11 protein-coding genes are annotated in these 12,694 nt (G+C 67.3%); 8 read left to right on the top strand and 3 right to left on the bottom strand.

The features are described 5' to 3' along the window. Positions 1–20 precede the first annotated feature (20 nt). The 8 genes from ASE64_RS08190 (at position 21) to pip (ending at position 9,342) form a co-directional block, all read left to right on the top strand. Positions 21–1,286: an MFS transporter gene (locus ASE64_RS08190; protein WP_235480538.1), complete on the top strand. Its 1,266-nt coding sequence runs from the start codon at positions 21–23 to the stop codon at positions 1,284–1,286. A 280-nt stretch (positions 1,287–1,566) separates the two neighbouring features. Continuing rightward, positions 1,567–3,606, top strand: a complete 2,040-nt coding sequence (locus ASE64_RS08185; RefSeq protein ID WP_055779811.1) for an acyl-CoA dehydrogenase family protein — start codon at positions 1,567–1,569, stop codon at positions 3,604–3,606. Between the two features lie 175 nt (positions 3,607–3,781). Continuing rightward, positions 3,782–4,708: an ABC transporter ATP-binding protein gene (locus ASE64_RS08180; RefSeq protein ID WP_055778626.1), complete on the top strand. Its 927-nt coding sequence runs from the start codon at positions 3,782–3,784 to the stop codon at positions 4,706–4,708. Continuing rightward, complete coding sequence (locus ASE64_RS08175) at positions 4,705–5,529, top strand: ABC transporter permease subunit (RefSeq protein WP_055778623.1); 825 nt, start codon at positions 4,705–4,707, stop codon at positions 5,527–5,529. Before ASE64_RS08180 ends, ASE64_RS08175 begins: the two co-directional genes overlap by 4 nt. A 5-nt stretch (positions 5,530–5,534) precedes the next feature. Then, positions 5,535–6,884, top strand: a complete 1,350-nt coding sequence (locus ASE64_RS08170; RefSeq protein ID WP_055778621.1) for a sensor histidine kinase — start codon at positions 5,535–5,537, stop codon at positions 6,882–6,884. A gap of 14 nt (positions 6,885–6,898) precedes the next feature. Then, on the top strand, positions 6,899–7,609 hold the full coding sequence (locus ASE64_RS08165) for a response regulator (protein WP_055778618.1): 711 nt from the start codon (positions 6,899–6,901) through the stop codon (positions 7,607–7,609). Between the two features lie 119 nt (positions 7,610–7,728). Next, positions 7,729–8,376 (top strand): hypothetical protein, encoded by a 648-nt coding sequence (locus ASE64_RS08160; protein WP_156351716.1) that lies wholly within the window; start codon positions 7,729–7,731, stop codon positions 8,374–8,376. 3 nt (positions 8,377–8,379) lie between these two features. After that, entirely contained in the window at positions 8,380–9,342 is a 963-nt protein-coding gene (pip, locus tag ASE64_RS08155; protein ID WP_055778610.1) for a prolyl aminopeptidase, read from the top strand. Here the strand turns inward: pip and ASE64_RS08150 are convergent, their stop codons facing one another. The 3 genes from ASE64_RS08150 to ASE64_RS08140 form a co-directional block, all read right to left on the bottom strand. Next, complete coding sequence (locus tag ASE64_RS08150) at positions 9,343–10,629, bottom strand: hypothetical protein (protein ID WP_055778607.1); 1,287 nt, start codon at positions 10,627–10,629, stop codon at positions 9,343–9,345. 75 nt (positions 10,630–10,704) lie between these two features. Then, on the bottom strand, positions 10,705–11,031 hold the full coding sequence (locus tag ASE64_RS08145; RefSeq protein ID WP_055778604.1) for a hypothetical protein: 327 nt from the start codon (positions 11,029–11,031) through the stop codon (positions 10,705–10,707). 73 nt (positions 11,032–11,104) lie between these two features. Continuing rightward, positions 11,105–12,658, bottom strand: coding sequence for an HNH endonuclease signature motif containing protein (locus tag ASE64_RS08140; RefSeq protein ID WP_055778601.1), 1,554 nt, complete (start codon positions 12,656–12,658; stop codon positions 11,105–11,107). Positions 12,659–12,694: the final 36 nt, after the last annotated feature.

Here is a 12,694-nt window from a genome sequence, read left to right as displayed (position 1 = left end):
GGGCAGGTTAGTGTGGCGCCATGACTCCCGCTGAGACCGATCAGACTCGCACGCGTCGACAGTGGGGTAAGAAAGGCAGCTTCTGGGCCGCGGCCATCGTGCTGGCTCTCTGTCTCTGGGCCAGCGGGGCGCCGTCGACCCTCTATCCGAGCTACGCCGCGGAGTGGGATCTCTCTCCCGTGGTGACGACGTCGATCTTCGGCACCTACCCCGTCGCACTCCTGCTCGTGCTGCTTCTCGCGGGCGGCATCTCCGACACCATCGGTCGGCGCCGAGCGATGCTCGTCGGCGTCGGGCTGATCGTCGCATCCGCGTTCGTCTTCGCAATCGCGCCGAATGTGGGCTTTCTCTTCGCGGGCAGGGTGCTGCAGGGCGTGGGAACCGGATTCGCGCTCGGCGCGGCCAGCGCGGCGCTCGTCGAGAACAACCTCTCAAGCAACCCGCGCTTCGCCTCGGTGCTCACGACCGTGTCAACATCGACCGGCCTCACCCTGGTGCTTTTCGTGAGCGGTGGCCTCGCACAGTACGCACCGTGGCCCCTCCAGTTGAGCTTCTGGGTGCTCTTCGTTCTCGCCGGCCTCTCGTTCGCCGTGGTGTGGTTCATGCGGCGCGACAATCCGGCCCGTGTAGTCGGCTCCGACGGGCGGCCCGCCCGGTGGAAGCCGTCGGGCGTCCACGTGCCCCGCTCCCTGTTGCGCACCTTCATCGCGTCGACCCTCGGCGTCACCGTGGCCTACAGCGTCGGCGCGATCTTCCTGTCTCTCGGCGCATCGATGGCGCGAGATCTCACCGGCACCACGAACCTCTTGATCGTCGGCGCTCTGCTCGCCATATCGTCGGTGGTGATCGGAGTGACCGCGCTCCTGTTGCAGAGGGTTCCGGCACATGTGTCGCTCATCGTCGGTGCCGTCATCAGCATCGCCGGCCTCGGCGTGATGGAGCTCACAGCGGCCCAGGGGTCGATCCTGCTCTTCGTCGTGTGGTGCGTCGTGGGCGGTGTGGGGTATTCCTTCGTCTTCACCGGCGGTCTGACCCTGCTGAACCGCACGGCGCTTCCCGAGCATCGTGGCGGAACCCTCTCGCTGCTCTACCTCTTCTCCTATCTGCTCCAGGCCATCACAGCCGTCGTTGCGGGCGCCCTCGCCACGTCCTCGGGCCTCAACGTCGCCATCGACCTCGTGGCGCCCGGCGTCGCCGTACTCTGCCTGGCCCTCATCGTCGCGACCTCGGTGGATGCCGTGGCGCGGCGACGCGAGGCCCGTCGCGTCGAGGCCTCGCTCGCCTGATCCACCGCCCCGGTGTTGTGGAGGAACGCCTGTCTATTCCGGGTTCGTCTGTAGACATCATCAACGCGACGCCTCGGTCGGCGAGGGCTCGTTGTAGGGCACGGACGGTGAATTTTCGTGGTCACGCACCCGCTCGTAGCGTGGATGAAGATTTGCTGACAGCGCACGGAAGAGGCCAATGATGGTGGACGCGGTGAAGAACCAGACGAACAGCGACAGCTCGACACAGCTCGCAGACCGGATCGAAGAGAGCGAGAATCTCGACGAGACGACGGGCGGCATGACGATCGACAAGTCGGATTCTCGTATCGACACGGCCGCGCTCGGCCAGTACCTGCTGGGCACCTGGGCCGACGCGCGCATCGCCGCTCGCGCGCTCACCGCTCGAAAAGAGATGCAACGCGTCGACGGACAGACACTCGCGGATCACCGAGCCACCGTATTCCACCAGCTCGAGCTGCTCGTCGAGCACGGAGGAGTGCTGAAGGCCTTTCCGAAGAGCCTCGGCGGCGAAGACGATCACGGCGGCAACATCGCCGGGTTCGAGGAGCTCGTCACGGCCGATCCCTCCCTGCAGATCAAGTCCGGTGTGCAGTGGGGCCTCTTCGGTGCGGCGGTGCTTCACCTGGGCACGGAGTATCACCACGAGAAGTTCCTTCCCCCGATCATGAGTCTCGAGGTTCCCGGCGCCTTCGCGATGACGGAGACCGGCCACGGCTCCGACGTGGCCGCCATCGCCACGACCGCGACCTTCGACGTGGGGAGCCAGGAGTTCGTGATCGACACTCCGTTCCGCGGTGCCTGGAAGGACTACCTCGGCAACGCCGCCGTGCACGGAACCGCGGCGGTGCTGTTCGCCCAGCTGATCACCGAGGGCATCAACCACGGGGTGCACGCCTTCTACGTGCCGCTGCGCGACTCCGACGGGCAGTTCCTGCCCGGTGTCGGCGGCGAAGACGACGGGCTCAAGGGTGGCCTGAACGGCATCGACAACGGTCGACTCCACTTCTCCGGCGTGCGGATCCCGCGCGAGAACCTGCTCAACCGTTACGGCAATGTCGACGTCGACGGCACGTATTCCTCGCCCATCCAGAGCCCCGGCCGCCGCTTCTTCACCATGCTCGGCACCCTGGTGCAGGGCAGGGTCTCGCTCGACGGCGCCTCGGTGGCGGCGGCGAAGGTGGCCCTCGCGATCGCTGTTCGCTACGGCAACGAGCGTCGTCAGTTCACCGCCGGCAGCGATACCGACGAAGAGGTGATCCTCGACTACCAGGTGCACCAGCGCCGACTGATTCCCCTGATCGCCACGACCTATGCGGCGAGCTTCGCGCACGAGCAGCTGCTCACCAAGTTCGACGGGGTCTTCTCGGGTGCCACAGACACCGATGCCGATCGGCAAGACCTCGAGACCCTCGCCGCCGCGCTCAAGCCGCTCTCGACCTGGCACGCTCTCGACACTCTGCAGGAGGCGCGCGAGGCGTGCGGCGGTGCCGGGTTCCTTGCGGAGAACCGCCTCGTGGGACTGCGAGCCGATCTCGACGTGTACGCCACATTCGAGGGCGACAACCACGTGCTTCTGCAGCTCGTGGCCAAGCGTCTGCTCACCGACTACAGCCGACGCTTCGCCAAGGCCGACGTGGGGGTGCTCGCCCGCTACGTCGTCGAGCAGGCGACGGATCGCACCGTCAGCGGCACGGGTCTGCGCACCCTCGCTCAGAACCTGTCGGATCGAGGATCGGTTGCTCGAAGCGTAGAGCAGCTGCGCGAGACCGGCGCCCAGCGCGCCCTGCTGACCGACCGCGTCGAGGCCATGGTCGCCGAGGTGGCGGGCAGGCTGCGCCCGGGAACGAAGGCCTCGAAGCAAGTCGCCGCTGATCTCTTCAACGCGAATCAGAGCGCGGTCATCGATGCGGCCCGGGCCCACGCAGAGCTGCTGCAGTGGGAGGCGTTCACCGATGCGCTCGACCACATCGACGACGAGGGCACCCGCGTGGTGCTCACCTGGGTGCGCGACCTGTTCGGGCTCGGCCTCGTCGAGAAGCACCTGGCGTGGTACCTCATCAACGGCCGCCTGTCACCGAAGCGTGCGCAGGCCGTCACGGCCTACATCGATCGCCTGATCGCGCGGCTCCGGCCGCACGCCCAGGACCTGGTGGATGCCTTCGGCTACGGCCCCGAGCACATCCGCGCGTCGATCGCGACGGGCGCCGAGGCGACGCGTCAGAAAGAGGCACGCGACTACTACGCCGAGCAGCGCGCGTCGGGCGAAGCTCCCATCGACGAGAAGGCACTGTCGAAGAAGCAGAAGGAGCGCATCTAGCACCGTGCACCGAGACCGCTGAGCCCCCGGGTGGTACCCGGGTACGACGCGCTCCGATCAAGACCCTCCCGGCGGGCGATTCGCTCGTCTTCGCCGACTTCTACTGTCGAAGAAGTGGGGGAGGGTCGGCCTCCTCCACGTCAACTTCACAGACGTGAATCGACAGGAGATCGACATGATCGAAGCACAGTCCCTCACGAAGCGCTACGGCCAACGAGTCGCCGTAGACGACGTGACCTTCACCGTGCGGCCGGGCAAGGTCACGGGCCTGCTGGGTCCGAACGGTGCGGGCAAGTCCACCACGATGCGCATGATCGTGGGGCTCGACCGGCCCACGGCGGGAAGTGTCCGTGTGAACGGCCACTTCTACGCCGAGCACTCCGCACCTCTGCACGAGGTCGGAGCCCTGCTCGACGCGAAGGCCATCCACTCGGGTCGTTCGGCCTACAACCACCTCCTTGCCCTCGGTGCCACGCACGGCATCGGAGCGGCTCGAGTGCGCGAGGTCATCGACCTGACCGGCCTGCAGGCCGTGGCCGGCAAGCGCGTCGGCGGGTTCTCGCTCGGTATGGGGCAGCGCCTCGGCATCGCGGCCGCCCTCCTCGGCGACCCGCAGACCCTGATCCTCGACGAGCCCATCAACGGCCTCGACCCCGAGGGCGTTCTCTGGGTGCGCGGGCTCCTCAAGCACCTTGCGTCTGAGGGCCGCACCATTCTGCTCTCCAGCCACCTCATGAGCGAGATGGCGATGACTGCAGATCACATCATCGTGTTCGGTCGGGGCCGCGTCATCGCGGATGCCCCGGTGGCCGACATCGTCGGACAGGGCGCGGTCACCTCGGTGCGCGTCTCGAGCCCGCAGGCGGCAGAGCTCGCCCGGCTGCTCGCCGCCCCGGATGTTCAGATCACCAGTGCGAGCGGCTCGACGCTCGACGTGGCCGGCGTCTCTGCCGCGACCGTCGGCGGCATCGCCGCATCCAACGGTCTGGTCTTGCACGAGCTGACCACCGTCACCGGCTCTCTCGAAGAGGCCTACCTTCGTCTGACCGCAGACGAAGTCGAATATCACACGCAGTCCGTCACCCCGGAGGTTGTCCGATGAGTACCCTTGCCCAACCCAGTCTCGCCCGTTCGAGTCACATCGACGCGTCGAACCGGGGCCTCAGCGCCACCGGCATTCTGCGCAGCGAGTGGATCAAGTTGCGGAGCCTGCGCTCCACCTGGTGGTCGTTCGGGATCATCCTCGCCATCCAGGTCGGCATGGCGGTGCTGTTCGCACTCACCGCCGACGGTCGTTTCGGCCAGGTATCCGGTGAGGCCGCGACGGATGCGGCCGTCACCGTCTCGACCGTCGGTCTCGTCTTCGGTCAGCTGGTGATCGCCGTGCTGGGCGTGCTGGTGATCAGCGGTGAGTACGCGACCGGGCAGATCCGCTCGTCGTTCATGGCCGTGCCGAGTCGCCTGCCGGTGCTCGCCGCCAAGGCCATCGTCTTCTCGATCGCGACGTTCATGGTCACGCTCGTGGGCATCGTCGCGAGCTACCTCGTGACGATACCGATCCTCGGCGGCGTGGGAGTGCAGGCCGACCCGTTCGACGGCGCGCTGTGGCTGCACTTCGTCGGTGCCGCCGGCTTCCTGGTGCTGATCGGCCTCATCTCGCTCGGCATCGGGGCCACGCTGCGCTCCACCCCGGGTGGCATCGCGGCGAGCCTCGGACTGCTGCTCGTGGCACCCACGATCCTCTCGGTGATCCCCGCGCCGTGGGCCAACAGCATGGCCGAGTGGACACCCAGCTCCGCAGGGCAGGGCCTCTACTACTGGGGTGGCATCTTCGAACCCTGGCAGGCGCTGCTCGTTATGCTCGGATGGGTCGCCGTTCTGCTCACTGCCGCGGCTGTTCTGATGAAGCGAAGGGACGCGTAGCTCTCGTGTCGACCGATCCAGCCCCGGTGCCCCAGGCCCAGGCTGGATCGTCGCGCGTTCTGCGCCCCAAGAGGGGCGAAGACTACGACCCTCAGAGACTCGGCCTGCCGAAGCCTCCCGGATTCATCCGCACGTTCTTCCGTCGCAACCCGTGGATCATCGACTCGGTTCTGATGGGCCTGTTCTACTACGCGTCGCTCGGATCGGTCATCTCGTCGGCGACCGGCTCCGTGCCGATCGCCGTCGTGCTGCTGTCGGGCATCCTCTCTCTCGGCACGACAGCGGCCATCCTGTTCCGCCGCTTCATTCCGCGCATCCTCGCGGGCATCTCGAGCGTGCTTCTGCTGGCGATCTTCCCCGGCAACACGGGTTCGTCGGTCGGCATCATCGCGATGGTCATCGCGCTCTACGCGCTCGCGGTCTATCGATCGGCAAGATCGGCCTGGTTGTGGACGATCATCGGAACGGCCGCCGCCACACTCGGCGCGCTCTCAGCGGGCCTCCTCGACGTGGCGGTGGGGCTGGTCGCCTTCCTCGGCTACGGAATGGTCTTCGTGATCGCGACGCTCATCGGCATCAGCGTCGGCAACAGGGCGCGGTACATGGATGCGCTGTTCGCCCGCGCAGCCCAGCTGGCCCGCGAGCGAGACCAGCAAGCGCAACTCGCCACGGCATCCGAACGGGCCCGCATCGCCCGCGAGATGCACGACATCGTCGCCCACAGTCTGACGGTGATGATCGCCCTGGCCGATGGCGCGACGCGCGCCGCGACCAGCGACCCGAGCCGGGCGATGGATGCGATGGCGCACGTCTCGGAGATCGGCCGCACGTCGCTCACCGACATGCGTCGGGTGCTCGGGGTGCTGACCGAAGCCTCCGGCGACGGCCCCGCCGACGATCCGACCGCCACGGGTGCCGTTCCTCTCGCGCCGCAGCCCACGTTCGACGAGCTGCGCCCCCTGATCGACTCGTATCGCGCCGCGGGACTCCCCATTACCCTGACCATCTCGGGCGCCGTTCCCGACGACTCCGCCACGCAGCTCACCGTCTTCCGGGTGGTTCAAGAGGCCCTGACGAATGCCCTGCGCTACTCGCGGACTCCGTCGCGAGTCGAGGTCACGGTCGACTTCACGGATCCGGCGCTCAGCGAGGTGACGGTGCGTGACGACGGTTTCGGCGTCGCGACGGACTCGGCCGTGGTCTCGGTCGGCTCGGGTCGCGGGCTCATCGGCATGCGCGAGCGCGTCGCGCTCTACGGAGGCACGGTCGAAGCCGGCGCCGTCGAGCCCCGGGGATGGCGCGTGCACGCGACGATTCCCACGGCAGCCGACCCTTCAGATCATTCATCCCGATAAGAAAGCACCCCGCTATGAGTCTCGCCCCCGATTCCACCGGCTCCGTCGAACACCCGGCCGTGCGCATCCTGCTCGTCGACGATCAGGCCCTGCTGCGTGTGGGCATGCGCATGGTGCTCGAGTCGGAGCCGGGCTTCGAGGTCGTCGGCGAGGCGGGCGACGGCCGAGACGCGGTGCGACAGGCGCGCGCCCTCCGGCCCGACGTGATCCTCATGGATGTGCGCATGCCGGTTCTCGACGGCATCGAGGCGACGCGCGAGATCGTGCGCGAGCAGGCGGCCAGTCGCATCATCATCCTCACCACCTTCGACCTCGACGAGTACGCGTTCGCCGGCCTACGCGCCGGCGCCAGCGGATTCCTGCTCAAAGACGCGAGACCGACCGAGCTGGTCACCGCCATTCGGGCCGTCGCGTCGGGTGACGCCGCCGTCTCGGCGCGCATCACCCGCGAGCTGCTCACGATGTTCGGCGACAGCCTTCCGGATGCGTCGGGCGGGCCCTCGCAGACGGCCTCGGCTGCGCGGCTGGCCGTGCTCACGGAGCGCGAACTCGAGGTGCTCACTGCCATCGGAGAGGGCCTGTCGAACATGGAGATCGCCGCACGCTTCGTGCTGTCGGAATCGACAGTGAAGACCCACGTGGGTCGCATTCTGCAGAAGCTCGAGCTGCGCGACCGCGTGCACGCCGTGATCCTCGCCTACGACACGGGGCTCGTGGGACGCTGAGTACCAGGCACGTCGTTCGCCGCGGACGTCGTTTTGGGATACTGGGGCTCCGCTAATCAAGGAGGCTCGCTTTGAAAACACGGTTACTCAGCACTCTCACACTCGGGGCGATTGTCGCTATGAGCGCCGCCGGTTGCTCGGGCAGCCCATCCCATTCGGGCGGAACCGATGGGGCCAGCAAATCGAGCGCGCCGAGCGCGCCCGTAGCCACCGCCGACTCGAAGAAAGACCTCGAAGCGAAGCTGCTGACTCTCGACGAGATCCCCACCGGCGGCTGGGCGATCAAGCCAGAAGACACGAGCGAGTCTCCTGCGACGTCGTCGGATAAGAGCACCGACGACAACGTCTGCGCAGGAGACCTGAGCTCGGTGGTCAATCTGGATCCAGACAGCGCCGCCACAATCACGTTCCAGCGCAGAGACGCTGAATTCAGCGAGGGCGTCGCCCCCGCCGAAAACCCCCAGGAAGTCGTCGCAGACATCGAGGCTGCCGTTACCCCTTGCTTTGGCAACCCCCAAGAAACCACGGTCCAAGGGAAGCAGGCCCAGTTCGAGCTGAGTCCTCTCCCCACGACGGGGATTGATGGCGCCGTCATCGGGTACACGCTCAGCGTCACCATCAATTATGTAAAGCACGACCTTCCCTTCTTCTTAGCCGCAGGCGATGGAGTCGTAGTGGTCACAAGCGTCAAGTCCACTATGGGCGAGTACGTCACCCCCGACGAGTTCGTGGAACTCACCCAAGCCGCTGTTGAGGCGGCCAGCTAAGTCATGCGCACTCTCTACCCTGACATCGAGCCCTTCGACTCCGGCCTGCTCGACGTCGGAGACGGCCAGTCGATCTACTGGGAGACGTCGGGCAACCCCGATGGCAAGCCCGTCGTGTTCCTGCACGGTGGACCGGGGGCCGGATCGGGTCCCGCGCATCGTCGGCTGTTCGATCCGAGCCGCTACCTGATCGTCGTTCTCGACCAGCGCGGCTGCGGGCGCAGCCTGCCACACGCCAGCGAGCCGGGCTTCGATCTGGCGACGAACACCACCTGGCATCTCGTGGCCGACCTCGAACTGCTGCGCGAGCACCTCGGCGTCGTCCGCTGGCAGGTGTTCGGCGGTTCGTGGGGCAGCACCCTCGCGCTCGCGTACGCCGAAACGCATCCCGACCGCGTAAGCGAACTCGTGCTTCGCGGCATCTTCACCCTGCGCCGTTCGGAGCTCGCCTGGTTCTACGAGGGGGCCGGGGCCAACGAGGTGCTGCCCGACCTCTGGGGCGGATTCCTCGCCCCGGTGCCCGTCGACGAGCGCGGTGCGCTCATCCAGGCCTACCACCGGCTGCTCAACGACCCCGACCCGGCCGTGCACGGGCCGGCGGCCGTCGCGTGGGCGACGTGGGAGGCATCCGCCATCACCCTGCTGCCGCGGCCCGAACTCGTCGCGGCGTTCGCCGACCCCGTCTACGCGCTGGCGTTCGCGCGCATCGAGAATCACTACTTCGTGAACGAGGGCTGGATGGAGGACGGGCAGCTCATCGCGAATGCCTCGGTGCTGCGAGACATTCCCACGGTGATCGTGCAGGGTCGCTACGACCTCTGCACTCCCGCCGTCACGGCCTGGGATCTGCATGAGGCCCTGCCCGAGGCGGAGTTCCGACTGATTCCCGACGCCGGTCACGCGTTCGACGAGCCCGGCATCCTCGACGCGCTGATCGAGGCGACCGACCGCTTCGCCGCGAACTAGCTAGGCGGTTTCGCCCTCGTCATCGCGCGGCTCGTCGTCGACGAACCCGCCGACGGCCAGCTGCAGCGCTCGAGAGAAGGCATGCGCGCGGTCGGGTTCGACGACGTAGCGGATGCCTCCGGTCGCCACGGGCGTCTCTGTCAGCGCACCCGAGGTGGACAGCTCGCCGAGTACGGCGACCGTGCGCTCGGACGCGTACTCGTTCGACAGGCGGTGCACCTCGGCCGAGAGCTCTTCGTCATCGTCGCCGAACAGCCCCTCGTCGTCGGGGTCATCGTGATCGGGCCGCGCGTCGTCGAACACCAGATTGAGCGCGTCGACCGATGCGCCGGGCAGCAGCTCGGGCGAGAGGGCCACGCAGAGTTGGCCGATGACCCGGATGGTGACCTCCGAGCCCAACTCGGTGTCGGCATCCAGCTCTTTGGTCAGCCACCACGTGAGGTAGTGGCGAACGAACGCCACTCGCAACTCGAGGGCCTCGGCTGAGTCGCCATCGACCCAGGGGCCGAAGCCAGAGCCCGCGCGAAGCGAGGGGCCGTCGAGTGCGATGATCTTCGACTCGGCCAGTGCGTACCACCAGGCCGAGAGTGGCTGCGAGTCCCACATGCTTGCCCCGGGAACCTGCCGCTGCGGCGGTAGACCCAGCAGTCCCTCGACAACGGGAATGTCGGCGGTGCGGAGCGCACCCGTCGCAGTGAGGGTCTTCCCGTCGCCGATCCATGCGAGGAAGCCGGGGATCGCGGCGATGACCGACCAGCGGTCGAGCGAGGCGAGCTGCGCCTCGACGGGGGCTGCCTCGACGGTCTCGAGGCTCTCGACCAGCAGGGTGAAGAAGCCGGACGCGGCGCCGCCTTCGTCGCCGGTGAGCTCGTGGATGATCTCCGAGCTCTCCTCGAGCTCGGCCGTCGTACCTCTCCAGCGCTCGGTCTCGATCAAGAAGTCGAGCAGATGGTCGAGCACATCGACGACCGATGCGCCCTCCCAGACGGGAGCGTCGAGTTCGGCGTCGTCGGCGTCATCGAAGTGATCGAGCAGGGCATCGAGAGTGTCGGGCACCGGATGCGCGAGGGTGCGTTTTCCGGGAAGGCCGGCGGTGATCGTGTTGAGCCTCGAGAACGAGGCGAGCATCGCGTCGGGAGTGGGGTGGTCGTCGAGCCCCTCCGCGTGCGTTCGATACCACGACCCGAAGGCGAGTGTGAGTGCGGAGATCGCGGTGGGGGAGGTGCCGACGGAGCGGGAGACTCCGGTGCGCTTCTTGGCGCTGGATCGCTTCTTGCTCGTGGGCATGCGGGGCTCTCCATCGGTGCTCGGGGTGGGTCGTTCCATCGTAGGGCGGCCCGCGGAGGAGGGCGGCCGGTGAGGTCAGGCGGTCACGAGGGCTGCGATCGCCAAGCCGAGCACGATGACGAAGAACGGCATGGTGTACGCGTACACCCGACCTCGGCGGCGGAGGCTGAATGCGAGGGGAAGCGCGACGGCGAGAACGAGCGCGGCGATCGTCGCGAATGCGCTGCCGAAGATCAGGCCATAGCCGTGCATATCGGTCTGCGTCAGGCCGAACCGGCTCGAGATCACGAGCCAGCCGCAGAAGACGAAGACGGTGCCCGCGCCGACGCTGACCAGGCCCGCGACGGCCCGCCCAACGATCGAGACCGTCGAGCGACCCGTTTTCGGCTTGGGAACTGTCATGCGAGAAACTTTAGACCGGCGTACCTCTGCCCCTCGAGGTGGAAGCAACCCGCCACCTTCTCGAAAAGTCGAGTCACCACGGCCTGCCGATGCGTTGTTGCCCTACCGCTCGCGGGGTTCGCTGCCGGTCGAGCCAGATGGGTGGCCTGATGTGGGGCTTGCCGTGAATCATCTCGAGCTGCCACGCCGACGTGTGAATCGTGGAGTGGTGAAATGGACACAACAACGCCAGATTGTCGATGTCGGTGCGCCCGGGCAGGAAGGTGTGACTCACCCACGGAACAACATGGTGTGCCTGACATCGCGACGGTGGAACCGTGCATCCGGGCATGACGCAGCCGCCATCTCGCGCTGCCAGTGCCTTTCGTTGTCGTCGGGTCGCCAATCGTCGTGTTTTGCCGTGGCTCAGGACCTGCCCTTCTCGGCCCAAGACGGTGAGAACGGTGTCGCCGTCGCATTGGAGCTGGTTCACCGCGCTGATGGGAATCGGCTCAGTGCTTCCGTCGATCCACCCGACTCCACGGCCGGCAGTGAGGTCATCGAGGCTGACGTGCACATTCACGGTCGGGGCGGCACCGTTCAGGCGAGATGCCGCGGGGGACGCTGCAGCCATGTCGATGAGGGTCATGACGGCGTCGAGGAGCTTCTGCTCTGCAGTTCGCGGGTCGACGACGGCCGGCTCGTTCGAGAACGATTGCGCAGGCTCGGCCTGCACATCTCCGTCAGCAGATTCGGCACCGGCGGCGGTGGTGGTGGTGGCGGTGGCGGTGGCGGGTGCGGGGTCGGGCGTGCGCGGGCTGAGGATGGAGTCGACCGCCGCCAGGAAAACACCCAGTTGCAGTGGCGGAAGGGCGTATCTGCCGCGGGCCATGCCGTCGGCCCCGACCTTCGGGTAGCTGAAGCCGCGCAGGCTCTGCTTAGTCGAGTCACGAGGTTCAGCGCCGTCGGGGTCGAGGTGCTCGCGGATGCGGATGGCCAACCGGCCGATCTCCTCGACCGTGTAGAGCCTCGGAGACCTCGCCACCGTGCCGGCCTCGGTGTCTGAGTCGGCCTCAGCGTCTGTGTCGGCCTCGATGTCCGCGTCGGCATGCGAGTCACGATCGTGCCTCACGGTCGCGGTTGCCGCCGCGACCAGGTGGCGTTCTGCCCGGTCGGTGGCATCTGACCAGCCCGTGCGGTTCACGACCTCGGACAGGGTGCGGCAGATCGTCGCAGCCACATCGACCCCGACCTGACCGGCGAAGAATGCCGACTCGACCACGGGGAAGAAGCTCGGATTGGGCGTACCCGAGATCGAGACCGATGAGCGCACCCGTTGACCGAGGGCAATGCGAGATGCGGCCGTGCGTTCTGAGATGTTCGTCGTCGCGGCGAGGAGCTTCTTCGCCGACGGGAAGCCGTGCCTGTAGGCGAGACCGGCTGCGTCGAGTTCGCGGCGGGACTCGTGTGCGATCTCCGCTGCGACCCAGGTGCGCGCTGCGTCGCCGGTGCGACCGATGTCTTCCCAAGCATGGGCACCCTCGAGTAGCGCGTCACCAGAGGTGCCGGCAGCCGCGCCGCGCTCGAGATCGAGGAGCTCTCGAAGCCGTGCGGCGATGTCGCCGAGGGAAGCATCGAGGAGATCCATACGAGAAGTCAAACAGCAGCCACCGACATTGGGCTC

Origin of the sequence: Agreia sp. Leaf210 (assembly GCF_001421485.1) — a bacterium.
Classification (GTDB): Bacteria; Actinomycetota; Actinomycetes; order Actinomycetales; family Microbacteriaceae; genus Agreia.
This window is presented reverse-complemented; position numbering and strand designations above follow the sequence as displayed.